Raw genomic sequence first — 25,617 nt, 5'->3', positions numbered from 1 at the left:
ACTTACTGTCTTGATTTGTTAAGAAGGAAATGACCTTGTCCAAACCAACCTTAGCCGTTGCCTTAATTGTAAAAAATGAAGAGAAGCACTTACAAGCTTGTCTAGACACAGTAAAAGATTGGGTCGATGAGATTGTCCTTCTAGACTCGGGCAGCACTGATCGCACCGAAGAAATCGCCCGACAATACACAGATAAGTTTTACACCAACCTAGATTGGCCAGGATTCGGTAAACAGCGCCAACTGGCGCAGCAATACGTTACGGCAGACTACGTTTTGTGGCTTGATGCGGACGAACAAGTCACTCCAGAGCTAAAAGAAAGTATCTTACACGCGGTATCAGCCAATAAGCCGAACGTTTTATACAAACTTAATCGACTAAGCTCAGCGTTTGGTAAGTTCATCTACCATTCTGGTTGGTCTCCAGACTGGATTGTGCGCTTATATCGCACCGAATATACACAATATAATGATTCGCTCGTTCATGAAAAAGTTGATGAGAAAAACTATCAAACTGAAAAACTGGATGGTCGACTGCATCACTACACTTACGAGCACCTTCATCATTACATCAATAAAACCACTGGCTACCTCAAGGCCTGGACGGATGAACGTGAAGGTAAAAAGAAAGCGGGTTTAACGACCGCTATCGTTCACGCTCTTGCTAGCTTTTTGAAGATGTATGTTCTCAAACGAGGCTTCCTTGATGGCAAGCATGGCTTCATTCTAGCTTGGCTAAGCATGCACTCTACTTTTGTAAAATATATCGATCTCTACTTACGTGAACAGGCAAAAAAATCATGAAAACGACTTTAATTATCACCACTTACAACTGGAAAGAAGCATTAAAAGCGGTGTTAGAAAGCGTGAAACGTCAAACCGTTTTGCCTGACGAAGTCATTGTTGCAGATGATGGCTCTCGAGAAGACACCAAAGCAATGGTTGACCAACTGCGTGAAGGTTTTCCGGTTCCACTGATTCATAGTTGGCACGAGGATAATGGCTTTCAGCTTTCAATGAGCCGCAACCGTGCGATCGCCAAAGCATCAGGTGACTACCTCATCATGATTGATGGCGACATGGTGCTGTCCCAAACGTTTATTGAATCACATAAGCAAGTCGCAAAACCAAATTGGTTTGTGCAGGGTGGACGTGTGTTAACGGATGAAAGCTGCAGCAAGGCCATCATGGAAAACGGCTTAGTGCCTTCCATTTTCAGCAAAGGCATTCGCAATCGTAAAAACTGCATCACCAACGCCTTGCTATCGAAATGGTTCTCTTACGAGCGTAATAACGATAAAGCCACTCGCGGCTGCAACATGGCGTTTTGGCGACAAGATGTCATCGAGGTGAATGGCTTCAACCAAGATTTTGTTGGATGGGGACGCGAAGACAGCGAGTTTGTTCATCGCATGTTGAATGCGGGTAAGTCACGTCTTTACCTAAAATTTGCAGGTGTAGGCTACCACTTGTACCACGTAGAAAACTCTCGCGCGTCACTCGGACAAAATGACGAGATTTTAGAAAACACAATTAAAAACAAGCTTAAACGCTGTGAGAATGGTGTTGATCAATTTCTAGAAGCTTAAGATTATAAAAAAGGGGCGTTTCGCCCCTTTTTATTGTTGCTGAGATAAAGCGAAGTACTTATCGGCAACCATCAATGAGATCAAACGCTCTTTACGTTTATCTTTGAACTGCTCAACCCACTGGTGCGCATTTTCAATGATCGCTAATGCTTCTTGCTCATTCGCTAGGTAATAATCCATCTTTTCGGGCAAATCCGAATAGTCATCCTTCACTTCAACATAGTGGACGCCTGCCTCTAACTTACCTTCCATAAACCAAGTCTCATATTTTGGCTTTGACATAATAACCAAGGAGTTAGACGACATAGCCCACTTAAGGTTGGTGGCCACATCATTGCCTTCTATACAGAGCAAAAACTTATACTGCAGTTGCTCTTCAATACTCATAAAGCCCTTTTCCCATGGTTTCCCTTCTACCGGGCGGGTCTGGCCAATATTGCATTGCGGATGGTTGTAAAACGCATGAATCACCTTTTTACGATGCGGCTGAAAACCCACGCCGCGCCACGCTACCATGTCCTTTTTATCTTGATAGCGAACAGGATCGTCAATAAATTTAAAATGACGAACTTGATTAAGTTTCAACACCACTGAATTTTGGTTGTTACCAAAAATAGGGCGGCTTTTTATAAAGCTCGGTACATTGGGGATGTGTGTAACATCGCCATTGATGTAGTTAAACGCAAAACTGGAAGGGAAATAGCGTACAACTTGGCGAAGATCGAAAAAATACGTCCAGCCTTTCGTTTTTTTGAATGTATCGATGGTCGAGTAACTTTGTTCTCGGCTATCGACTGAAAACGGCGTTTCACACTTATTGTAATAGTTCACCCGCTCAAGACAGCGTTGCAGCTCTGCCTCGGTCAGATTCGAAAGTAAACGCTTGGCTTGTGCTCGATATACAAAGCGAGGGATAAGTGTCGAGAGAGCGTTTGAGAAATAATAAGGGAACTTACTGTCTTTCATTCAGTTTTTCCCCAATCGCGATGGCTACTGGCTTGGGAACGAATTGTTCGATACTTCCGCCATGAATCGCTACTTCTCTCACGATAGTCGACGATAAAAACGCAAACTCTTCTTCAGGAGTTAAAAATACGCTCTCGATTCCTGGTAATAGCTTTCGGTACATGTTGGTCAGTCCAAACTCGTATTCAAAGTCTACCGTTGTTCGTAAACCACGAATAAGAACCTTAGCTTTCTCATCTCTCGCGAAATCCACTAATAACCCGGAGAACCCCTTTACCGTCACACCAGGTAAATGCGCTACAACGTCCTGCATCAGTGCAACGCGCTCTTCCAATGAAAACATAGTGTTCTTCGATGGGCTTGCGGCTACGCCAATCACAACCTCATCAAACATTTCGTGAGTACGTTCTATTAGATTGAGGTGACCATTAGTCACTGGATCAAAAGTGCCCGGATAAATGACTTTCATATAATTTACTAAGTTATTCGAAACTGATTGAATTATTGAGGCTCGAACGCAAGATTACAACAACTTAAGCTCGATAATAGCTCGACTTACTTCTGACACTCACTACAAAAGAAGGTATTACGTTGGCCAATCTTTAGCTCTTGAAGTCGTTCGCCGCACTCTGGGCATGGCTCTCCTGCTTTTCCGTAAACCAATAACTCTTGTGCAAAGTAACCCGGCTTTCCATCGGCTTGCGCAAAGTCTTTCAGCGTAGTCCCACCTTGCGTAATGGCAATCTCAAGTGTCATTTTGATATTTTCAACAAGTAACCCCCACTCTTGAGAAGTCAACTTACCTGCGGGCCTTGAAGGGTGAATTCGAGATTTAAACAACGACTCATTCGCGTAGATATTTCCGACACCAACCACGACTTTGTTGTCCATGATGAACTGCTTGACGGCAACACGCTTATTTTTAGCTTTCTCCGCTACATATTCCGCATTGAACTCTTCAGTTAAAGGCTCAGGCCCCATGTTTGCTAGCACAGCATGTGACTCGCCAGGAGCACACCACAGCCATGCCCCAAAACGACGCGGATCGTTATAACGCAGTATTTTTCCACTGCTTAGTTTGAGATCCACATGATCGTGCTTTGCTGGCGGAAAGTCAGCATCTAGAACACGTAAAGACCCCGACATGCCCAAGTGAACAATGGCTGTACCTGTGTTTGTCTCGATCAGTAAGTATTTCGCACGACGGCTAATCGCACGGATCACCTGCCCTTCCAATTTTTTAAGCTCTGTAGGAATATCCCAGCGCAATTTAGGCGTTCGAAAAGTAAACGACTGGATCGTTTGTCCAACCATGTGAGGGCTAATCCCCATACGGCTCACTTCAACTTCTGGCAACTCAGGCATTAGATTCTCCAATTCACCGGCTAATAGTTCTCGCTGCTAGCATAATCGAAAAGAAAAACGATAAATAGGGAGGCTTATTAGGGGTATAGACGCAAAAAGGCTCTACTCTGGCATAAGGTAGTTTTCATCGACGGAGATAGCGACCCATTTGTCTTGCCAGGTTTTAAATAGCCAAAAATCAGGTAAACGAAAGAAAGTCACCCGCTGCGGCTCTTCGAGATCCTGATACCAAACTTCTACCGTTTCAGGTACCGTCAGGTTAGGTTTTAAATGATCGTACTGTTCTGAGGTGAGCTCGGTCCCTTCCAATGATTGCCAGTGTGATACAAGTTCACTGATCGGTGCATCAACTTTGATGTTGGATTGCCATCGTCCATCATGCAGTTCAAACTCCCAGCCACTATAGTACAAAGACTCCACCGTATAGTCGGAGCGAAGTACATTTGGGTAAGGGTCTGCTTGGTCTGTTAATAGGTAAGTTTTGATCCACATCGGCGCATTTAAGATCACTATAAACGCGATAATGCCCAGAATAAGAATATTGTTCCATCGGCGGCGACGAGCCGGACTCACACGCATAACCATCTCTACTCTCTTATCGTTATGAGTAAATTACCAAAGAGTATTGAGCTTGACTAGAACAACGGTGTGCAAGTGAGTAGGGAGTGGTGACTAAGCGGCAGAGAGCGATCAATCAAAAATTCGAGTATAGAGTCGGACCAGTAAAATAACTTCAGCAGTACTTTATAATCCGATGACGTACTGAACACTTTATCTTCAGCACTTTTATTCAGGTAATAAAAAACCCAACTCGAAAGTTGGGTTTTTCAATTCATCAAAGAGACTGAAACCAATTATTTGATTTTTGCTTCTTTGTACATAACGTGCTGGCGAACTACTGGATCAAACTTTTTGATCTCAAATTTGCCTGGCATGTTACGCTTGTTCTTATCAGTTGTGTAGAAGTGGCCTGTACCTGCAGAAGATACTAGACGGATTTTCTCACGAACGCCTTTCTTTGCCATTGCTTATTTCCTCTTAAACGTTTTCGCCACGTGCACGCATGTCTGCAAGAACAGTATCAATACCTTTCTTGTCGATGATGCGCATACCTTTAGCAGATAGACGTAGTTTAACAAAACGTTTTTCGCTCTCTACCCAGAAACGATGAGTTTGTAGGTTCGGCAGAAAACGACGCTTAGTAGCATTTCGTGCGTGTGAACGGTTGTTACCCGTTACTGGACGCTTACCAGTTACTTGGCATACTCGTGACATGAATGTCTTCTCCAAAATCGTTTCAGCTCGATATCAACCTTGGTGGCCGAACCTCTCTATCTCTCGAAAAGAAGTTAGAGGTTAAGAACCGCTATGGAAAATCCATACAAGGCTATCAAAGGTCGCGCATTATACTAACTTGATATGCATTGCTCAAGACCCGAACAGATCCTTTTTACAGGTTTTCGTGATCTTTTTTTAGACAGCAGATTTTTTTAGCAGTCCAAGCTGAATTCAGTTAAAAATTTAGTGGCGTGGATGATAGCAGATTTTTAGCAACTAACAACCTAAAAAACGCACAGTTACATCCAGCCTCTTTCAGCAAAAGAGACACTTTCCCCATCTCCGATGACGAAATGGTCCAAAATACGAATATCCACCAATGCTAATGCGTCGGTGAGACGCCTTGTAATCCTTCTGTCAGCTTGGCTCGGCTCAGCAACGCCTGAAGGATGATTGTGCGCCAAAATCAAAGCCGCCGCGTTATGATGCAGAGCACGCTTAACAACTTCTCTCGGATACACCGACGCTGCATCCAACGTTCCTTCAAATAAAATTTCATCTTTTATCACTCGGTGCTGGTTATCGAGAAAAAGAATATAAAAAGCCTCTCTTTGCCGATCCCTTAAAATAGAAGACAGATATAACTTAGTTTGGTCGGGGCTGGTTAAGGCATCACCACGCTTTAGCGTCTCCGCCAAGTAACGTTGTGTCATTTCTAGTACCGCTTGCAACTGAACATACTTGGCTTGCCCTAATCCTTTGTGACGACAAAACTCTTCTTCTGATGCTGAAAATAGTTGTCTGAGCGAACCAAAGTCTTGAATAAGGAAGTCTGCAAGCTCAATCACGTTCATTCCGCGGGTGCCTGTGCGCAAGAAGATGGCCAGCAGTTCGGCATCGGTCAAAGCTTGCGGCCCTCGTTGCAGTAGCTTCTCTCTGGGCATGGACTCATTTGGCAAAGCTTTCAGTATCATCTGATGTCCCTTTATATGGAAAGTGTCCCTATTCCACAAAACAAAAAGCGAAAGTCGAGTATGACTTTCGCTTTCTTCGTACCATCAGTGCTTTCCATGCAACTTAACAGTTCATCAGAGTTTAAAGTTGCCAACCAAGCCGTGAATTTCCGTTCCAGACTGTGATAGCTGCGTGCTGATTGACTCGGCATGCTGCAACGTCTCATTAATGTTGTTCACGATCTGTTGAATAGCCACTAAGTTTTGGTTGATGTCTTCTGCAACCGCACTTTGTTCTTCTGCGGCAGACGCGGTTTGAATACCCATATCTCGAATTGTTCCGATAGAATGATGAACACCAGAAAGAGATTGCTGAATGAGCGCGGACTCTTCCGCCGTTTTTACACCTCGTTTTTGGCTCACCGACATCGTACTGACCGCTCTTGATACACCATTTTGTAGCTGCTTGAGCATGTCGCCAATTTCATGAGTACTATTTTGTGTACGACTGGCTAACGAGCGTACTTCATCCGCAACGACGGCAAACCCTCGACCTTGCTCACCGGCTCTAGCCGCTTCAATCGCCGCATTTAGGGCCAACAAATTCGTTTGCTCGGCTATCTCGCCAATCACATCCAGCACTTTGGTTATTTTTTCGGTCTGTAAACTCAACTCAGAAATTGCATCTGACGTGCTGTCTATCTCCGTCACGAGTTCGGTAATGCCTTCTATTGCTTGCTCGACCTCATGCTGAGCGGCGGTGACTTGACTGTTGGCATCGTCAATTGCCTGCGCGGTCGCATTAGTATTGCTGGCTACTTCTTTGGCAGTCATGCTCATTTGCGTCACTGCCGTCACGACTTTGTCCGTCTCTAAACAGTGATCCTGCATTTGACCGCTCGCTTGGCTGGTCTGAGTGTTCAGGCTTTGAGAAACGGTCTGTACTGTCGTCGCAGAGCAATGAATGTCCTGCATCAGTGGGTGCAGCTTATCCATAAACTCATTAAACGCGGCCGCCACTTCACCGACTTCATCCTGACTTTCGACTTTTAAACGAGCCGTTAAGTCACCGCCGCCTGCGGCAACATCTTTTAATGAAGCCGCGACATGTTGTAATGGCTGAATGCCTTTAGACACCACGATACTGGTGAGAACACTGGTAATGATCAATCCAATAACGGAAATCAACACGGCAGATAACGTATGCTCTTTTAGCTCTTGAGTCTTTAACTCTCTGTGCATCGCAACTTGCTGGTCGATGTCATCAATATAAACGCCAGTACCTAAAACCCAGTCCCATTTCGATAGATATTCTGCATAGCCCAACTTAGGCGCTTGTGCGTCAATGGTCGGTTTGTGCCACGAGAAATAGAGGAACCCATCCCCTTTTTGAGAAGCGTCAATCAAGCCCGCAATAACTGCGACCCCATTTTCATCTTTTAAGTCGTAAAGGTTTTTACCCTCTAATGCAGGTTTGATGGCGTGCAACGTATTCACACCTTGAGAGTCGTAGGCAAAAAAGTAACCATCGCTTTCAAAGCGCATGGCTTTCAGAATTTCTTTTGCTGCCTCTTTATTACTTCCATTTACATCCGCGTCGTATAACGGTTTTATCGCCGTCACGCCCATCATCATGTAGGCTTGTAACTCTTTCTTTTTCGTTTCGATGAGCTCTTGCCTGTCTCTTGCTAGCTCCGCTTCCAAACTTTTACTGCTGTTGATGTAATACACCACTGAGATCAACGTAGTGATCAACAACAGCGGAATTAGGGTTATCAGCAGCAATTTGTTTCGACTTTTCAACACCATGGTTTCCACTACCTCTTTTTCTTTTCAGACTTGCAAACTCCGCGCAACTTGTCTGTGAGGTAGGCGAGAATTTTCCCTTCCTCGGTCAGATTAATACTCTGGAGTTTGATGTGAATTATCTTCTCGTTATATATGCTCGGGCGGTCAGACTTTGAATTGTGTTAAAATCCGGTCATCAAATTGGAGATCTCACATGCAAACACTAGCAGGAAAGAAAATTCTACTCGGCATCAGTGGCGGTATTGCCGCGTATAAATGTGCGGAGCTAACCCGTCGCCTCATAGAGAGAGGAGCGCAAGTTCAAGTTGTAATGACGAAAGCCGCAAAAGAGTTCATTACCCCTTTAACCATGCAAGCCGTTTCGGGCCGTCCTGTCTCGGACAGTTTACTAGACCCAGCAGCGGAAGCCTCTATGGGCCATATTGAATTGGCCAAATGGGCAGATTTAGTGCTATTAGCGCCCGCGACCGCGGACTTAATCGCGCGCATGTCCGCAGGCATGGGGAACGATTTACTTACTACGCTCGTGCTCGCGACGGATTCCCCTGTTGCTGTTTCTCCTGCGATGAATCAACAGATGTATCGCAATATCGCAACCCAAGAGAACATCGCTACGTTAGCGCGTCGTGGTATGCACATCTGGGGTCCTGCGGCAGGAGAGCAAGCCTGTGGTGATGTAGGACCAGGTCGAATGCTGGAACCAATGCAGCTAGTACATCTATGTGAACAGTTCTTTCAACCAAAATTGCTAGAAGGTAAGTCGATACTCATTACCGCCGGACCAACTCGCGAAGCGATTGATCCAGTGCGTTACATTACGAACCATAGCTCCGGGAAAATGGGCTATGCATTGGCGAGCGCCGCAGCGCAGATGGGAGCAAAAGTCACCCTCGTGAGCGGTCCTGTCAGTTTAAATACGCCCGTAGGTGTTGAGCGCATAAATGTTTCCAGTGCCCAAGAGATGCACGAAGCCGTTATGACACATGCAAACCAGCATGATGCCTTTATTAGCTGCGCTGCTGTTGCCGACTACCGCCCACAAACGATCGCGTCTCAAAAGTTGAAAAAGACAGAAGACAACGACGAAATGGTCATTAATATGGTTAAAAATCCTGATATTGTTGCATCTGTGGCAGCAATGACGGAGAAGCGTCCGTTTACCGTCGGTTTTGCGGCTGAAACCAATGATGTAGAGACCTATGCTCGAGGCAAGTTAACAAAGAAAAACCTCGATATGATCTGTGCAAACGACGTTTCGGTTGCAGGGCAAGGATTTAACAGCAACGACAACGCAATTACCCTTTACTGGCCTGAAGGTGAACTTGCGCTCGCTTTAGAATCAAAAGAAGCATTGAGCTTTAAAGTTCTCGAAAAAATGCATCAATTGATGTAACTAACGTTTGAAAGCCCTGCCAATTTTTTACAAAAGCTGGCATAAATTTGGTACAAAAATGACAACTAAGGGTGTTAAATCTCCCATTCCACCCTTAGTGGTCTAGTTTGAGGCGAAATAGCGTCTTATAATCCCCTCCGCTCAACTTTGTATTTTGAAAGGAAGTAACTAATGGCCGGCAGTAAAAAATCCAACCGTCGTGAAGAGATCTTACAAGCATTGGCAGAAATGCTTGAATCAACAGATGGCGCTTCACGCATTACTACGGCAAAACTGGCCAAGCAAGTCGGCGTTTCAGAAGCCGCGCTGTATCGTCATTTCCCAAGTAAAGCGCGCATGTTCGAAGGGTTGATTGAGTTCATTGAAGAAGCCTTGATGACACGTATCAACCGTATTCTAGACGACGAAAAAGATACACTAGAGCGTATTCGTATGGTGATGCACCTTATTTTGGCGTTCTCTGAACGTAACCCAGGTCTGACACGCATTTTGTCGGGTCATGCTCTAATGTTTGAAAATGAACGTCTACGTGAACGCATCAATCAACTCTTTGAGCGTATAGAAACACAATTGCGCCAAATCCTGCGTGAACGTAAAATTCGTGAAGGGAAGTCCTTCCCTGTCGAAGAGCGCATCCTAGCCGCGCAAATTCTGGGACAAGTTGAGGGGAGCCTAAACCGCTTTGTGCGTAGCGACTTTAAATACCAGCCGACTGCAAACTTTGACGAGTACTGGGCGCTTTTGAGTGCACAAATAAAGTAAAAGACTATGAGTAAAGACAAATACACGCAGCCCGAGTTTTCTCTTTCACTTCTTCACCCTCGTAACTGGGGCGTATGGCTTGGTTTTGGTCTGTTGGCCATCCTCGTCAATATTCTTCCTTATCGGCTGCTGCTTTCATTAGGTCGTTCACTCGGTAAACTTGGCATGCGCTACGGTAAAAAGCGTGTCCACGTTGCTCAGCGCAACTTAGAATTGGCCTTTCCAGACAAAACACCTGAAGAGATTCAACATATTGTTGAAGAGAACTTCAAAAATACCGGTATGGCACTGATAGAAACCGGAATCACTTGGTTCTGGCCGACTTGGCGCTTTAAAAACCTGATCGTCGAGAAAGATCTCGGCGCACTGCGTGAAAAAGCCAAAGAAGGTAAAGGCGTCCTACTTTGTTGTGTCCATGCTCTAAATCTAGAGATCACTGCGCGTGCTTTCGCCGTGTTAGGCGTGGCCGGGTACGGCGCGTTTCGTCCGCATAATAATCCTGCTTATAACTTTATCCAGTATTGGGGACGGACACATAACGGCAATAAACTGATTGATCGTAAAGATGTAAAAAAGATGATTCGTGTTTTACGCAGCGGTGAGCGTCTGTTCTATTTACCGGATCACGATTACGGTCGCAAAAAATCAGTATTTGTGCCCTTCTTTGCCGTAGACGATGCGTGTACGACAACAGGCACGAGCATTCTGGTGTATACCTCAAAATGTGCGATCATCCCAGGCTCAGGGTTTCGCAATGACGAAGGGAAATACGACATCATCGCCGATAAGTGCATTGAAGCCGATTATCCACAAAAAGACGAAGTCGCCGCTGCCGCTTATATGAACAAGTATGTGGAAGAAGTCATTCTACGCGCTCCAGAGCAATGGATGTGGCTCCATAAACGCTACAAAACCATGCAAGATGAGCATGTCGAGAAAGGCATTCGCTATAAGTAAGTGGTCAAGGCGATGAATCCAAAAACAAAAAAGGGCAGATGAATATCCATCTGCCCTTTTTACTTTTTCAGAAAAAGTAACCAATTAAATGCCGTATTCTGCGCGGTACGCTTTGACTGCTTCTAGATGCTCTTTGTCTGTGCCTTTCTCTTCAAGGAAAGTCACAAGGTCAGTCAAGCTAACGATCGAGATGATTGCACAACCAAAGTCACGCTCCACTTCTTGGATCGCAGACAACTCACCTTTGCCTTTTTCTTGGCGGTCAATCGCAACCAACACACCAGCAAGGTCTGCGCCATTTGCTTGAATGATTTCCATCGATTCACGAATCGCAGTACCTGCTGTGATTACGTCATCCACTAGCATGATTCGACCTTCAAGCGCAGAGCCTACAAGGTTACCGCCTTCGCCGTGATCTTTCGCTTCTTTACGGTTGAAGCAGTAAGGCGTGTCGACGTCATGATGATCCGCCAGCGCGACTGCTGTTGTCGTCGCGATTGGAATCCCTTTGTACGCCGGACCAAACAGTACATCAAACTCAATGCCAGAATCAGCGAGCGCGGCTGCGTAAAAACGACCAAGACGCGCTAGGTCACGACCAGTATTGAAAAGACCAGCGTTAAAGAAGTACGGGCTTTTACGGCCAGATTTCAAAGTAAACTCACCAAACTTAAGAACTTCTTTCTCAAGTGCAAACTCAATAAATTCACGCTGGTATGCTTTCATTATTTTCTCTCTATGTCCTTGGTTTCTTGTGTCTCTTCTCGACAATCATTCATTTATCTATTGTCGAGATAAAAAAATAGCCCCCATAATGGGAGCTATCTAAATCAATTGGCTAACGCCGCCTTCTGCGCTGCGACAATTTCCGTAATGCCGACTTTCGCCGACTCGAGCAATGCCATCAGCTGTTCGTGACTGAACGGTTCACCTTCTGCGGTGCCCTGAATTTCAATCATCTTGCCTTCTTCGGTCATTACTACGTTCATGTCTGTGTCTGCCGCTGAATCTTCAACGTATTCAAGATCACACAATACTTCGTCGCCTAGTAAGCCGACAGAAACTGCCGCTACGTGGCCTTTCATTGGGTTTGCTTTTAGCTTGCCGCTATCTACTAGGTGTTGGAACGCATCGGCCATTGCAACACTTGCGCCGCTGATGGATGCAGTACGCGTACCACCGTCAGCTTGGATAACATCACAATCAACGGTGATCATGAACTCACCCATGGCTTTTAGATCGACAACAGCGCGTAGGCTTCGCGCGATAAGACGCTGAATTTCCATCGTACGGCCGCCTTGCTTTCCACTTGCCGCTTCACGACGAGTACGAGAATGTGTTGCTCGAGGTAGCATGCCGTATTCAGCTGTAACCCAGCCTTTACCTTGACCTTTTAGCCAACGTGGCACAGATTCTTCGACGGTCGCATTACACAACACTTTGGTGTTACCGAACTCAACTAGCACTGACCCTTCAGCGTAAGCTGTGTAGTTACGAGTAATTTTGATAGGGCGAACTTGATCCGCCTTGCGATCGTTTGGACGCATGGGCATCTACCTTAAATATGAGGAGAAGACGATTTGGTTGGGCGAAGATTATAACGGAATCGATTCCGGATTCATAGGTTACGCCGCTGGCACAACATAAACAATCCATACATCCCGCGCACCTATCGACGCAGCGTGATACACTCTTGAAGTAATTTTCAAAAAATGAAGACAGGAAAATTCGATGATTTACAGTATGACAGCGTATGCACGCAAAGAAGTAAAAGGCGATTGGGGTTCTGCGGTATGGGAAATCCGCAGCGTGAACCAGCGTTATTTAGAAACATACTTCCGCATGCCAGAACAATTTCGCGGGTTAGAGCCCGTTTTACGTGAGCGCTTTCGTAAGCGCTTAGCGCGAGGCAAAGTAGAATGTAATCTGCGTTTTGAAGCAAACCCTGCCGCAAAAGGTGAGCTTAGCATCAATGAAGCGCTTGCTAGCCAGGTAATTAAAGCCGCTGAACAAGTCATGCACATGACTGGTGAACTGAGCCGAATCAATCCATTTCAAGTCATGCAATGGCCGGGGGTAATGGAAACGCCAGAGCAAGACATGGATGCGGTAAATAAAGTGCTACTAGAAGCGTTTGATGGCGCAATGGATGAATTTATTGAAGCGCGCGCTCGTGAAGGCGAGAACATGAAGGCGCTGATTGAGCAACGCCTAGAAGCGATCACATCAGAAGTTGTGAAAGTGCGCGCACGCATGCCAGAAATACTAGAGTGGCAACGTGAGCGTCTGTTCTCTAAATTTGAAGATGCGAAAGTAGAGCTAGACCCATCTCGCGTTGAGCAAGAGCTTATCCTTCTGGCACAGAAATCAGACGTAGCAGAAGAGCTAGACCGTCTTGATTCTCACGTAAAAGAAACCACGAACATTCTGAAAAAAGGTGGCGCAGTGGGTCGTCGTCTAGATTTCATGATGCAAGAGTTCAACCGTGAATCGAACACGCTAGCGTCGAAATCCATCAGCACCGACATCACCGCATCGGGCGTTGAACTGAAAGTTCTAATTGAACAGATGCGTGAGCAGATCCAAAACATTGAATGATCTAAAAGTCATCGAGTATTTGAAACAAAAAAGCCCCGCTAATACGGGGCTTTCTTTTATTCGTCTTTTTCCAAGGTACTGTTATCAACGTAGGGCCAATAATGGTGCCCAATTCTGATCAGCAAAGTAGCCGCAGCCAAAATAAACGCAGCCAGAGATAACCACACAACCAAAACTGCATCCAGCTCTTTCATTCCGAGAGTGATATAGCGGGCGATCGCCATCATCGCGATGTAGATAGGATAGCGTACCGGAATTTTACCGTTCATCACGAACTGCTGCACCATGGCGAGCACTTCCAGATAGATAAACATCAACAGAATATCTGTGAGTAAGACACGCTTCTCTACAAATACGTGCACAAACTCTTGCATCATGGCGTACAACGTCGCCAAGGTAATAGAGACTAATAATACCGCCTCCAAAATATGGAAGATTCTCAGGAAAGGTCGACTAAAGGATTTCGGTAAATTCGACGGCATGGTCCATTATCCAAACAAAGAAAATAGGCCTTGAGTTTAGCATGCAACGATCTTCAATCAATCAGAATAAACATCAGTGTAAATCGACTCCAAGTCCTGGCATTTGCTTATAAAAACGCTCCGCTTATTTGGCGGAGCGCTTTTGTGTTATAGGACCTGTGGCATCACTTACGCCACTTGCTGCTTTTTTTCAGCTACGCGCTTTTTCTTCCGATATTTAGGGTGAGTGATCGGAATCGCAGATAGGAGTTTTTTGGTGTATTCGTTTTGCGGGTTTGCATAAATTTCTTTAGCACTGCCTGCTTCTACCACTTTGCCAAAATACATCACGGCAACTTTGTCAGAAACATGTTTCACCACCGAGAGATCGTGAGAGATAAATATGATCGCCAAGTTCATTTCTTGTTGCAGTTGTAGCAATAGGTTCAAGATTTGCGCCTGTACCGACACATCTAACGCAGATACCGATTCATCACAAATCAGCAGTTTAGGCTTCAATGCAATCGCGCGAGCGATACCGATACGCTGGCGCTGACCGCCGGAGAACTCATGCGGGTAACGGTTTACTGCCGTTTCTGGTAATCCCACTTTGATTAAAAGTTCTTTTACCCACTGTTTACGCTCTGTTGGCGTGCCAATTTTATGAATAACAAACGGTTCTTCCAGAATCATACCGATGGTATGACGCTGATTGAGTGACTCCATTGGGTCTTGAAAGACGATTTGCATGTCTTTACGCAGCGAGCGCATCTCTTTAACAGACAATTTAGTGATGTCTTTACCTTCAAAGAAAATCTTACCTTCTGTTGGCTCGTATAACTTTAAGATCGTGCGACCAAGGGTGCTTTTACCACAACCTGACTCACCAACTAGCCCCAGTGTTTCACCTTCAGAAACAGACAGTGAAACTCCGTCTACCGCTTTGATGGTGTAGCCTTTCTTGAACAGCCCTTTACCAGAAACAAAGTGCTGCTTAAGATTTTCAATTCTTAATACTTCTTTTGCCATAACATCCTCTTTTATGACTGGTTCACTTTGCCCAGTTAACTGGCAAACATACTGGTATCAATAGGCTTGATATCGATCATCTGCTTCGGCTCATTATCTAAGCTCGGCATCAATCCCATTAAACGCTCTGTGTATGGGTGCTGCGGGTTATCAAACAACTCAAAAATTTCTGCTTTTTCGACAATACGCCCGCCATACATCACGGCAACATCATCACACACTTCTGCCACAACCCCGAGATCGTGAGTGATGAAGATCATCGCCATGCCCGTTTCTTCCTGAAGCTCGTTCATCAGTTCAAGGATAGACGCCTGAACCGTAACATCCAACGCTGTAGTCGGTTCATCACAAATCAGAATATCCGGCTTACAGGCCAATGCCATCGCGATCATGACACGCTGGCGCATACCACCAGATAGGTTATGGGGATACTCATTCAATCGCTTCTCTGGCATTGGAATTTTTACTTTTGCCAGCATTTCAATCGAGTACGCCTCCCGCTCCTTTTTGTCGAGCTCAGGTCGATGGAGCTCAAGCACTTCACATATTTGACGACCAATGGTGTGCACTGGGTTGAGCGCAGTCATCGGGTCTTGGAAGATGATCGAAATGCGATCGCCACGCATGGCGTACATCTCTTCCGCAGGCAAATCAACTAGGTTGGTGCCGCGATAATTCACTTCACCTTTAATGATGTTGCCATATGGCTTAGGTAATAGCCCCATGATCGACATTGAAGTTACGCTCTTGCCACTACCTGACTCTCCCACCAGGCCGAGTGTACGTCCAGCTCTCACATCAAAGTTCACACCATGCAGAACCTTCACTGGCCCATCATCGGTGGTAAATTCAACTTCGAGATCTTTAACACTTAGGATTACATCGTTTTCCATAACCAATCCTTACAGCTTATAAGTGTCATCTACGACAACAACAGGTTCAAAAGCTTTGCCTGATTTCATCGCTTGTTTCGTTTCTTTTTTGATATCACTATCAATCCAGTAAGTGCCATCGCCTATGATTGAACCACTGAACAGCGCCTCTGTCATGCGATTCATTGGCTTATCTGGAAACTTTAACCAGCGCCAGTGACCATAGCGGACATAAGGAACCATGTAGCCTGGGACGATAACGTGAGCATCAATGATGTCACGCTGAATCTCATGACCTAGCTGGATCTTTTTATCCATATCCATGCCAAAACGATACTCGATGATCTTTTCATCCAGTTCTGGCGTGCTGTAGTTTGTGAAAGAGTTAGTTTGCGGCTTGTTCGCATTGACTGAATGGAAGTACTCCCAATACGTTGGGATCTCAGACGTACCCATATCTAAGAAAGCCAAATCGTGCTTTTTCTCACGTACGTATTTGAACATGGATGAGCCATCAACTAACTTGAGCTCAATATCCAGCCCTGCTAGCTTGGCTTGCTCACGCAAAAAGGCAATACGAGGAGTATGAACAGGTGTTCCGTAGGTCAGCTCGAAGCTTAAGCGCTCACCTTTATCATTGACACGAATACCATCAGAACCAATTTTGTTAAAGCCTGCGGCTTCGAATGCCTCGGCCGCTTTTGCGGGATCAAACTTCGGTGCCTTAGCATCTGGTAGGGTGTATTTACCATGACCATAACCGGTCGGGTTCGGTTTACGGGAGTAGTCGCCACGCATGACATTCTCTATCATGCCATCAAAGTCAATCGCGTAAGTAATGCCCTTGCGAATGTTTAAATCATCCAGCAAAGGCATCGCGGTGTTCATCCATACACCACCAGCCCCAACTGGGAATTGGTTGTAACCCCAGAACTTTTGAATGTATCCCTTTTGGTAAGGTTCCGTATTCGATTTATCATGCCATAAGCTTGGTAAAACAAGACCAAATGCGTCCAGCTTCCCTTTCTCAAAGTGCTTCATCGCGATATCACTGTCGCGAATCACTGTGATGCGGATTTTGTCGACATTATAACGATGTTGATAATACTTATTGCTGTAACCCCACCAGTCTTCACCGACATGTTTGAAGGTAACACTTTTACCTTTTTTAATGTCATCTAGGTAGTATGCACTGGTCGTTGGTTCACTTTTAAAATTGTAGTAGCGGACAAAGTTGTCATGTATACCGTCACCATTTTCATCTTTTGAAGGGTTAGCATAAAAATGTGCGGGGCGTGGGCGCAGAGCCCCCATTCGTAACAGCAACTCTTCCGGATTGAACTCTTTCGCCGCCTTAACAGCAAACGTATGAGTGTCGTACTTGATAACATCCGCAATCGTTTTGTTGTAGTAATCGTTGTACCAAGGTTCCAAGATGTCCTTGGAACGATAAAACTTCAGCATGAACACGAAATCGTCGGCAGTCACAGGTTTGCCGTCCGACCATTTGGCTTCAGGGTTGAGTTTAAAATAGACCGTTTTGTTGTCACCTGCTAACGCCCACTCGTTAGCAAGCTCAGGGATGAACTCTAAAGTATCTGGGTGGCGGACCACCAAGCCTGGTGTTTCATCTAAGATAAAAGAACGTAGCCCTGCATTAGCGTCTGGACCAACACTACGTAACGTCTGCGGGAAACTTGACATAAAGGTGCGATAAGTCCCTCCACGTTTCGCTTCTGGCGAACCATATTGAGGCTCATCCCAGTTTGTTTGCCAGTTTAAGTCTGTCGGAAGCGTTGCTGACATTGCACCAAAACTCAGGGCGCTCAGCGTGGACGCTAAAAATAATTTCTTCATAAAACTTCCCTTTTTATGTTTTGCTCACAATGCTCGCTTAAACATAGCGTGTGAATTTTTTCGGGTCGAAAGCCGCTCGAATGGCTTCACCAATAAAGGTCACCATTACCAGAACCAGAACTATAGAAGTCACTACTGACGCAACAATCCATGGCGAATCTAAGTTTGACTTACCTTGTTGCAGTAGTTCACCCCAACTTGGCGTTGGTGGCATCAAGCCTAATCCTAGGTAATCGAGAGCAGTCAGTGCTGTGATGTTAGCTGCAATAGTGAAAGGCGCTAGGGTTACAATCATCACCATCGTATTTGGCAAGATGTGATTAAACAAGATACGTCCGGTCGATGCCCCTAAAGCACGAGCCGCCATTACATATTCTCGTGCCGCTTCTTTATAGGTCATGGTCCGCATGTACCATGTCATACCCATCCAAGTGAAAAGCACGTTAATAGCGACAAAGAGAGCAAACGTCGGCTGAACGATTGAGACAAGAATCATAATGACGTACAAAAACGGGACCATTGACCAGATTTCGATAAGTCGCTGTACAAACAAGTCAAATTTACCGCCCCAAAAACCCATAGCACAACCGACTGCAGTACCGATCGCGTAGGAAATGGCCATCGTAAGCAACGCAAATCCCATCGCCGTTCTGAATCCGTAGACGAGTCGCGCCAAAATATCGCGACCTATCACATCTGTACCTAAATAATGCTTATTTTCGGCACTAGGTGCTGTTGGCGGGAAATCACCACTAAAATCTTGTTCGTATGGGTTCCACGGCACAAGCGGCAAAATAACAAAGTTGTCGCCCCCTTCAGCCTCAAACGCTTTTTGCAGTACACGATAATCGGTTTCACTGGATGACTCTTGGCCGAATTCGCTACCTAAACGTACGTCACTGACAACAGGAAAATAGTAGCTACCATCGTACTTGACGACTAGCGCTTTACTGTTGATCAAAAGTTCGGCGAATAGAGAAAGGATCAACATGATAGAAAGAGCAACAAACGACCAATAGCCTCGTTTGATCTCTTTAAAGTGACGAATTTTCTTTTGAGTTAATGGACTAACTTTAATCATGTTACGCTCCAAACTTCACACGTGGGTCGACTAAAGCAACACAAATATCTGAAATGATGTTACCAATGAGAAGTAACAACGCATTAATGGCGACAATACCCATAACAACAGGGTAATCACGCTCCATGATTGATTCGTAACCCAATAAGCCAATGCCATCAATATTGAAGATAACTTCAATCAGGAAAGCACCGGTCATGAAGAACAACAAAGAGTTACCAAAGTGACTCGCGATTGGAATTAAGCTGTTACGCAACGCGTGCTTACGAACTGCTTTTTTGAAAGGTAATCCTTTCGCAATTGCGGTGCGGATGTAATCTGAGGAAAGGTTTTCCATCAGGTTATTTTTCATTGTCATCGTCAGCGTGGCAAAATCACCAATGAGGTAACAGATCAAAGGCAACACCGCATGCCACATAATGTCTTTAGCGCGTTCAAAGAAGGTTTCGTAATCGTCGAAGTCATCGCCGACAAAGCCTCCCATCGGAAACCATTCCAAGTGATAACTAAATAACGTGATCAGCAATACACCCACCACATAACCTGGTAGCGCGTAGCCTACGAAAATGAGTACTGAAGAAGCGGAATCAAACACAGAACCGTGCTTGAGTGCCTTATAGTAACCAAGAGGAATCGAGATAAAATAACTAATAAAGAAGGTCATGCCGCCATAAAACAACGACACTGGCAAACGCTCTGCGATCATGTCCGAGACAGGCTCGTAGTAACGCGTCGACTCGCCAAGATCTAGCATTACCAAACGACTTAACCACTCGACGTACGCTTCCGTTACTGGTTTATCCAGGCCATAAAACGCATTCAGCTCCGCGATTTGATCGTCAGAAAGGGCCGTATTACCACCCGCAGACGTCATTGATGCGGCGCCGTCCCCCTGGGACTGCATTTGTGACAACATGCGTTCAACAGGTCCGCCAGGCACGAAACGAGTGATAGCAAAGATGAGAATAGTTATCCCAAGAAACGTTGGGATAACCAACGCCAAACGGCGTAAAAAGTACGACAGCATATACAACTTGCTCCTTGTCTACTGTCCAGTTCAAACGGAGTGAAAGAGGATATTTTCCGCCCAAAATGGTGCATATTTATCTCGTAGTAACTAAAACTGTTGAAGCACACTCCCTGCGCCTCAAGAGCTAGACTTTTCTACTACTGCAATAATTTCAGCGTCATATTTATCTTGAATCCACATCAGCTTCAAGTGTTTGAAACCAAAACATGACAAACTTCCTTCGATGTCGAAAAACAGAAATGTTTTTGTAAAAAATTATAAAAAACTACAAAAATAATTCATACAGAATATCAATCTAGGCTGTTTAGAGCCAAAACCCTACATAAAAATGCACCCTACACACATAAATAGACACATAATCCAAGGTTATATTTGACCTAAAAATACGAGTGAGCCCTTTAACCGCAATGGGTATCATATTTTGATACCACCTAATAAGTTCGAGCTAACAAAGTATGGATTCGATATAAAACTCATCTCAGAACAATTCACTGGAAAAATATCTTTTTCCAGATTCAATTACCCACTAAAAAACCATAGGCAAGATAAGTCATTAAAGTTTATAAGAAACACAAAATACGGTGTTTTATTGAAATTTAATATCGATCCATAAACATTATTCGGTTTTTTATTCCGCCTTTTAAATAAAGCCTGGTTATTTACATCTTTTTTACATTTAAGCATCCCCGTTTACCACTGGTTTGACTTCCTTTTTTCATCTCGGTTATACATTGGCCGAACGTTAACGAAATATTAACGTCACATTTGGCCGCTATGCGGCCAGACATAGGAAATAATAATAATCGGAGCAACAAGGATGTATAAAAACACAACCGCTTTATCTGTTGCGATAAGCCTTGCTTTGGGGACAGCAGCAGTTGCAGCCCCAGCAACAGCACTGGCAGAAGAGCAACAAGTTGAAAAACTTCAAAAGATGAAAGTTACTGGTTCGCGTATCTCCACGACGGATATGGAAGGTCCTTCACCAGTTACTGTTATTAATAGTAAAGACATTGAGTCTAAAGGCTTTAACAGCGCGCAAGACGTATTGAACAGTTTGACCCAAAACACAGGTGGTGTAATGGCTCAAACAGACTCTTTCTCGTTTACACCAGCAGCGCAGTCAGTCAACTTACGTGGCCTTGGCGCGTCACGCACATTGATTCTTATTGATGGCCGTCGTCTTCCTCAATACCCGCTAGCACAAGATGGTACATCTAACTTCCAAGATATCGGCCAAATCCCTGTCGCCGCTATTGAGCGTGTTGAAGTAATGACCGACTCAGGTTCTGCTATCTACGGCTCCGACGCAATCGGTGGTGTCGTAAACTTCATTTTAAAGAAAGACTTTGATGGCGTTTCTGTAAAAGTACGCGCGGGTGACGCGACGGATGGTGGTTACCAAAATGGTCGTTTAGACGTTGTAGCTGGCAAAAACTTTGACGACAAACGTATTCTCTTCGTTGGCCAATTTGCGGGCAACGAAATGCTAAAGCAATCTGACCGAGATGATTGGGCTGGCGATGACGGTTCTAGCCGTTCTCAGCTAAGTGGCTACTCTAGCTACGGTGCAAACTTTGAAGGCGCCAACGGAACACTTCTAACACCAGCTGATGCTGGTTCTTCATGTAAAGAAGTCGTTGGTGATGCCGCGATTGAACGAGCGGATGGAAAGTGTGGTGTTAACCGCTCTGCATACCGAACATTAAAACCAGAAAACAAACAAGTAGACCTACTTTTACGTGGTGAAATGGACATTAACGACAATGTCACTGCCATGGCAGAAGCCCGTTTTGGCTACAAGTCTACAGAATCTGAATTCGAACCTAACCCTTACAGCGTTGAAGTTGATGCCACTCACTTCCGCGGCGAAGGCGAATACACTCGCCGTATGGTCGAATTTGGACCACGCGAAAGTAACACTGAAGCCGATTCTTTTGGCTTAACCTTAGGCTTGAACGGCCTGCTTGCTGATACGTATGATTGGGACCTATCCGCTGGTTACTCTGAGCAAAGCGTTGAAACAAGCAACCCAGCAATCTTCCTAACTCTCGACCAAGCTGTACAAAATGGTGATGTCGATCTTCTAGGGCCTATCTCTCAAGACGTTGTAGACAAATACAGCGGCACTTCAAGCAAAGAAGCCTACTCAAAGCTTTACTCTGTTAACGGCTCACTGGCTGGTGATTTGGTTGAACTTCCTGCAGGTATGTCTGGCTTTGCTGTTTATGGTGAATGGAACCGTACTGACTACAATGAGACGATTGATGCTACAACAGCAGCTGGTGGTTTCTCTGGCCTAGGTGGAACATCAGGCGGCGGTGACCGTGATCAGATTGGTCTTGGTGTTGAAGCTCTTATTCCTATCATTGAAGATTTAGAAATGACTGTCGCTGGTCGTTACGACCACTACTTCGACGACTCGGCAACTGGTGGCGCATTCACTCCTAAAGTAGCCCTAGCATACCGTCCTACTGACACCCTATTGCTACGTGGTAGCTACGGTCTAGGCTTCCGAGCTCCAGACTTGAAGCGACTATTTGGTGATCAAACTCGAGGCTTTGGTTCTGGTTTTGACCCTGTGCTTTGTGCCAACGCTGGTGGTAGCGGCCCACAAGATAAAGACAAGTACCCAGAGTGTGATACTCAGTACTTCGATACGCTTAATGGCCCTAACTCAGAGCTGAAAGAAGAAACAAGTACAAACATTAACTTGGGCCTAGCGTGGGAGCCTGTGGATGATCTTGGTGTAACCGTTGACTGGTACCACATCAAGATGGAAGACGTCGTAACTGCACCAACTTACCAAGATGTAATTAACGATCCAGGTAAATACCCAGGTACTGAAGTCGTTCGTAACCCAGATGGCACCATCAAGTCGGTATCCTATGGTCCAGTGAACCAGTCGTATGAAGAGCGTTCTGGTATTGACCTAGCGATCAAATACGCATACGACACTAATGAGTTCGGTTCATTTAACACGCGTGTTGCTGTAACGAAGATCTTGATTGCTGAATATCAAGAAAACGACAGCGAGCCTGTAACGGATGAAAGAGATTTCATGCCTGAATACACCGCAACGTTAAATCTTGGCTGGGCATATGAAGATGTCGCTATCAACCTATTTGGTAAATACCGCGACCGTATGTGTTCAAGCTACGCAAACCGTTACTACTTTGATGACTGTGATTCTGCTAAAAAAGCGGGTTACAAAGCAGAAATCGCTAGTATGACAACGTGGAACCTAACGGCTTCTTACCAATTCAACGAGAGTGGTCGTGTAACTCTTGGTGCTATCAACATGTTTGACAAAGTACCGCCTGCAGATCCTCTAAGCGATACCTCTCCATTCTATGCAACTGGGTATGACGATCCAATCGGACGTCAGCTATACGTCGAGGCATCATACGACTTCTAAAAAATATTTGGCGCGGGTTTTCCGCGCCCTTTTCGACTGACTAAAACACTGACAAGGATGCAACCATGAAATTCAAGGAATTTGGTCTCAGTGCCATAGCTGCAGCATTGCTTACTATCAGTAGTAGCTCTATAGCGGCCAACTCTGGTGCTGTCGTTTCCACACAAGCAAAAGCAAATCAATCTTCAGAAGCTTCGCAACAAAAAATCGACAATTATGCCGAAAGTACTGAAGGCATGCTGGCAGAATATAAAGGCTTACTACGTCAAATCGACAGCATGAAAGTCTACAACGAGCAAATTAACCGTATGGTTCAATCACAGCAAGGTGAATTGGACTCATTAAATAACCAAATTGCTCAGATCGATCAAACGGCAACAGAAGTAGTGCCACTAACACTTAAAATGATCGATGCACTCGATGAGTTTGTGACTCTCGATCTGCCTTTCCAGAAAAAAGAACGTAATAAACGTGTCCAAGAACTGCGTCGTCTCATGGATCGCGCCGACGTAACAACTTCTGAGAAATTCCGTAAAGTGATGGAAGCCTACCAAATTGAAGAAGGCTTCTCTCGCTCAATTGAATCTTACAAAGCTAGCCTAGATAGAAATGGGGAAACCGTGACTTACGACTTCCTACGTATTGGTCGCACGGCGCTTTTATTCCAATCTCCAGACGGTGGTGAGACAGGTATGTGGAACCAACAAACACGTCAATGGGAAACATTACCGGAAAGCTACCGCATAGCGGTACAGCAAGGCCTTCGTATCGCGAAGAAGCAAGCGCCACCAGCGCTAATCAAATTGCCTGTATATGCTGGGGAGGAATAAGAGATGAAAGGATTCAAAACTCTAGCCGCTGGTCTACTAGCGAGCTTATTTATGGTTTCAGGCGTACAAGCAGAAACGCCTAAAAACCTATCTGAACTACTCAAAAACGTAAAATCAGAAAGCATCGTTGAGTCAAAAGAGAACAAAGCCCGTGAAGCTGAGTTCAAGAACAACCGAGATAAGCAAGCGGCATTATTGCAACAGGCTCGTGAAGAGCTAGCTTCACAGCAAGCACTGGGCGATCAACTTAAAGCGACATTTGATGAAAACGATAAGCAGCTGACTGAACTAACAGAAACCTTACGTGTTCGCTCTGGTACTTTGGGCGAAATGTTTGGTGTGGTCCGCCAATATGCGGGCGAGTTTAAGGGCTTATTTGCTGCCTCTCAAAACGCTGTTCAGTTCCCAGAGCGTGACGCTCTACTAACGAAACTGGCTGAAAGCAAAGAACTGCCATCAACACAAGAGCTAGAAGCATTCTGGCATACCATTCTTCAACAAGTGGTTGCCTCAGGCGAGACAGTAACAACCCAAGCAACGGTTGTTTATGGCGAAGGTAAAGAAGCGGTTCGCGATGTTACTCTTGTCGGTGAATTTAACGCGATTGCCGATGGTAAGTACGTTACTTATGTACCTCAAACAGGTAAGTTCGAAGAACTCTCTCGACAGCCTCGCACCAATATTACACGTCATGTTGCGGGCTTTGAGTCAGCGTCAAACAGCTATGAGCCACTGTTTATTGACCCATCCCGTGGTGTAATTCTGTCTCTACTTGTACAAAGCCCTACCGTTCAAGAACGTATTGATCAAGGTGGCATTGTAGGTTACGTCATCCTTGGTATGGGTGCAGTTGGCGCTATCATTGCTCTAGTTTGCTTCCTACGCCTTCAAGTGATTGGCGGTAAAATGCGTAAGCAAGCGAAATCAGAAACCGTGATTCCTGGTAACCCTCTGGGTGAAGTTATCCAAGCTTACCAAGAACACAAAGGTGACAACCTTGAAGATCTTGAAGCGAAACTGGACGAAATCATCCTACGTAACGCACCGAGCATTGAACGCTTTATCAGCTCAATCAAACTGTTCGCTTCTGTAGCACCACTTCTAGGTCTACTGGGTACGGTAATGGGTATGATCGGTACGTTCCAAGCAATCACACTATTTGGTACAGGTGATCCTAAGCTAATGGCTGGCGGTATCTCTGAAGCACTTGTTACTACGATGCTTGGTCTGGTTGTCGCAATTCCTCTACTGTTCCTGTACACCATCGTACACAGTAAAGGTCGTCGTTTGGTTCAAACTCTTGAAGAACAGAGTGCAGGCTTCATCGCTCGCTATCAGGAAAAACTACATAAAGCCGAAAGCTAAGGAGG

25 protein-coding genes are annotated in these 25,617 nt (G+C 45.2%); 9 read left to right on the top strand and 16 right to left on the bottom strand.

Translation table 11 applies throughout. The features are described from left to right. Positions 1–35 precede the first annotated feature (35 nt). Together R7M92_RS08750 and R7M92_RS08745 are read left to right on the top strand one after the other, a co-directional pair. A complete protein-coding gene (locus R7M92_RS08750; RefSeq protein ID WP_005395793.1) occupies positions 36–803 on the top strand; it encodes a glycosyltransferase family 2 protein in 768 nt (255 codons plus the stop codon). Continuing rightward, positions 800–1,588, top strand: a complete 789-nt coding sequence (locus tag R7M92_RS08745; RefSeq protein ID WP_158173576.1) for a glycosyltransferase family 2 protein — start codon at positions 800–802, stop codon at positions 1,586–1,588. The genes R7M92_RS08750 and R7M92_RS08745 overlap by 4 nt, the downstream gene beginning before the upstream one ends. Before the next feature lie 30 nt (positions 1,589–1,618). On the opposite strand, the gene R7M92_RS08740 is transcribed toward R7M92_RS08745, so the two are convergent. The 8 genes from R7M92_RS08740 to R7M92_RS08705 form a co-directional block, all read right to left on the bottom strand. Next, a complete protein-coding gene (locus tag R7M92_RS08740) occupies positions 1,619–2,554 on the bottom strand; it encodes a glycosyl transferase family 90 (RefSeq protein ID WP_136976544.1) in 936 nt (311 codons plus the stop codon). Beyond that, positions 2,541–3,023 (bottom strand): pantetheine-phosphate adenylyltransferase, encoded by a 483-nt coding sequence (gene coaD / locus R7M92_RS08735; protein ID WP_005379411.1) that lies wholly within the window; start codon positions 3,021–3,023, stop codon positions 2,541–2,543. Before coaD ends, R7M92_RS08740 begins: the two co-directional genes overlap by 14 nt. Before the next feature lie 86 nt (positions 3,024–3,109). Further along, complete coding sequence (mutM, locus tag R7M92_RS08730; protein ID WP_053349744.1) at positions 3,110–3,919, bottom strand: bifunctional DNA-formamidopyrimidine glycosylase/DNA-(apurinic or apyrimidinic site) lyase; 810 nt, start codon at positions 3,917–3,919, stop codon at positions 3,110–3,112. Between the two features lie 102 nt (positions 3,920–4,021). Continuing rightward, a complete protein-coding gene (locus R7M92_RS08725) occupies positions 4,022–4,498 on the bottom strand; it encodes a hypothetical protein (protein ID WP_031780919.1) in 477 nt (158 codons plus the stop codon). 275 nt (positions 4,499–4,773) lie between these two features. Further along, positions 4,774–4,944 (bottom strand): 50S ribosomal protein L33, encoded by a 171-nt coding sequence (gene rpmG, locus R7M92_RS08720; RefSeq protein ID WP_004410866.1) that lies wholly within the window; start codon positions 4,942–4,944, stop codon positions 4,774–4,776. A 13-nt stretch (positions 4,945–4,957) separates the two neighbouring features. Then, the gene (gene rpmB, locus R7M92_RS08715) at positions 4,958–5,194 is read right to left on the bottom strand and encodes a 50S ribosomal protein L28 (RefSeq protein ID WP_005384783.1); all 237 of its coding nucleotides are present in this window, start codon (positions 5,192–5,194) and stop codon (positions 4,958–4,960) included. 302 nt (positions 5,195–5,496) lie between these two features. After that, a complete protein-coding gene (radC, locus tag R7M92_RS08710; RefSeq protein WP_031780918.1) occupies positions 5,497–6,171 on the bottom strand; it encodes a RadC family protein in 675 nt (224 codons plus the stop codon). 114 nt (positions 6,172–6,285) lie between these two features. Beyond that, on the bottom strand, positions 6,286–7,959 hold the full coding sequence (locus R7M92_RS08705) for a methyl-accepting chemotaxis protein (protein WP_136976543.1): 1,674 nt from the start codon (positions 7,957–7,959) through the stop codon (positions 6,286–6,288). A gap of 193 nt (positions 7,960–8,152) precedes the next feature. On the opposite strand from R7M92_RS08705, the gene coaBC reads away from it, so the two are divergent. The 3 genes from coaBC (at position 8,153) to R7M92_RS08690 (ending at position 11,071) form a co-directional block, all read left to right on the top strand. Then, positions 8,153–9,352: a bifunctional phosphopantothenoylcysteine decarboxylase/phosphopantothenate--cysteine ligase CoaBC gene (gene coaBC / locus R7M92_RS08700; protein WP_318133147.1), complete on the top strand. Its 1,200-nt coding sequence runs from the start codon at positions 8,153–8,155 to the stop codon at positions 9,350–9,352. Between the two features lie 171 nt (positions 9,353–9,523). Next, positions 9,524–10,114: a nucleoid occlusion factor SlmA gene (gene slmA, locus R7M92_RS08695; RefSeq protein ID WP_005379386.1), complete on the top strand. Its 591-nt coding sequence runs from the start codon at positions 9,524–9,526 to the stop codon at positions 10,112–10,114. Between the two features lie 6 nt (positions 10,115–10,120). Next, a complete protein-coding gene (locus tag R7M92_RS08690) occupies positions 10,121–11,071 on the top strand; it encodes a Kdo(2)-lipid IV(A) acyltransferase (RefSeq protein ID WP_318133145.1) in 951 nt (316 codons plus the stop codon). 84 nt (positions 11,072–11,155) lie between these two features. Here the strand turns inward: R7M92_RS08690 and pyrE are convergent, their stop codons facing one another. After that, complete coding sequence (gene pyrE / locus R7M92_RS08685; RefSeq protein WP_026000307.1) at positions 11,156–11,797, bottom strand: orotate phosphoribosyltransferase; 642 nt, start codon at positions 11,795–11,797, stop codon at positions 11,156–11,158. Between the two features lie 104 nt (positions 11,798–11,901). After that, on the bottom strand, positions 11,902–12,618 hold the full coding sequence (gene rph / locus R7M92_RS08680) for a ribonuclease PH (protein WP_031780917.1): 717 nt from the start codon (positions 12,616–12,618) through the stop codon (positions 11,902–11,904). A 184-nt stretch (positions 12,619–12,802) separates the two neighbouring features. On the opposite strand from rph, the gene R7M92_RS08675 reads away from it, so the two are divergent. Then, positions 12,803–13,669 carry a YicC/YloC family endoribonuclease gene (locus R7M92_RS08675; RefSeq protein WP_005384776.1) on the top strand — a complete coding sequence of 289 codons (867 nt, stop codon included), beginning with the start codon at positions 12,803–12,805 and terminating at the stop codon, positions 13,667–13,669. A gap of 56 nt (positions 13,670–13,725) precedes the next feature. On the opposite strand, the gene R7M92_RS08670 is transcribed toward R7M92_RS08675, so the two are convergent. From R7M92_RS08670 to R7M92_RS08645, 6 genes are all read right to left on the bottom strand, one after another. Then, a complete protein-coding gene (locus R7M92_RS08670; RefSeq protein WP_136976541.1) occupies positions 13,726–14,151 on the bottom strand; it encodes a phosphate-starvation-inducible protein PsiE in 426 nt (141 codons plus the stop codon). Between the two features lie 168 nt (positions 14,152–14,319). Beyond that, positions 14,320–15,159: an ABC transporter ATP-binding protein gene (locus tag R7M92_RS08665; protein ID WP_005379372.1), complete on the bottom strand. Its 840-nt coding sequence runs from the start codon at positions 15,157–15,159 to the stop codon at positions 14,320–14,322. A 35-nt stretch (positions 15,160–15,194) separates the two neighbouring features. Further along, on the bottom strand, positions 15,195–16,052 hold the full coding sequence (locus R7M92_RS08660) for an ABC transporter ATP-binding protein (RefSeq protein WP_318133141.1): 858 nt from the start codon (positions 16,050–16,052) through the stop codon (positions 15,195–15,197). 9 nt (positions 16,053–16,061) lie between these two features. Next, complete coding sequence (locus tag R7M92_RS08655; protein ID WP_005384774.1) at positions 16,062–17,888, bottom strand: extracellular solute-binding protein; 1,827 nt, start codon at positions 17,886–17,888, stop codon at positions 16,062–16,064. 37 nt (positions 17,889–17,925) lie between these two features. Beyond that, entirely contained in the window at positions 17,926–18,969 is a 1,044-nt protein-coding gene (locus R7M92_RS08650) for an ABC transporter permease (protein WP_318133139.1), read from the bottom strand. Between the two features lies 1 nt (position 18,970). Next, positions 18,971–19,996: an ABC transporter permease subunit gene (locus R7M92_RS08645; RefSeq protein WP_005384771.1), complete on the bottom strand. Its 1,026-nt coding sequence runs from the start codon at positions 19,994–19,996 to the stop codon at positions 18,971–18,973. Between the two features lie 820 nt (positions 19,997–20,816). Here R7M92_RS08645 and R7M92_RS08640 point away from each other — a divergent pair. The 3 genes from R7M92_RS08640 (at position 20,817) to R7M92_RS08630 (ending at position 25,612) form a co-directional block, all read left to right on the top strand. After that, positions 20,817–23,417, top strand: coding sequence for a TonB-dependent receptor plug domain-containing protein (locus R7M92_RS08640; protein ID WP_017634998.1), 2,601 nt, complete (start codon positions 20,817–20,819; stop codon positions 23,415–23,417). Positions 23,418–23,482: 65 nt separating this feature from the next. Then, a complete protein-coding gene (locus tag R7M92_RS08635) occupies positions 23,483–24,247 on the top strand; it encodes a DUF3450 domain-containing protein (RefSeq protein ID WP_005379365.1) in 765 nt (254 codons plus the stop codon). A gap of 3 nt (positions 24,248–24,250) precedes the next feature. Then, the gene (locus R7M92_RS08630; RefSeq protein ID WP_086046437.1) at positions 24,251–25,612 is read left to right on the top strand and encodes a MotA/TolQ/ExbB proton channel family protein; all 1,362 of its coding nucleotides are present in this window, start codon (positions 24,251–24,253) and stop codon (positions 25,610–25,612) included. Positions 25,613–25,617: the final 5 nt, after the last annotated feature.

It is taken from the genome of Vibrio sp. Vb2880, assembly GCF_033337975.1.
GTDB lineage: Bacteria > Pseudomonadota > Gammaproteobacteria > Enterobacterales > Vibrionaceae > Vibrio > Vibrio alginolyticus.
Note: the sequence above shows the minus strand (reverse complement) of the source record. Positions and strands in the feature narration are given on the sequence as shown.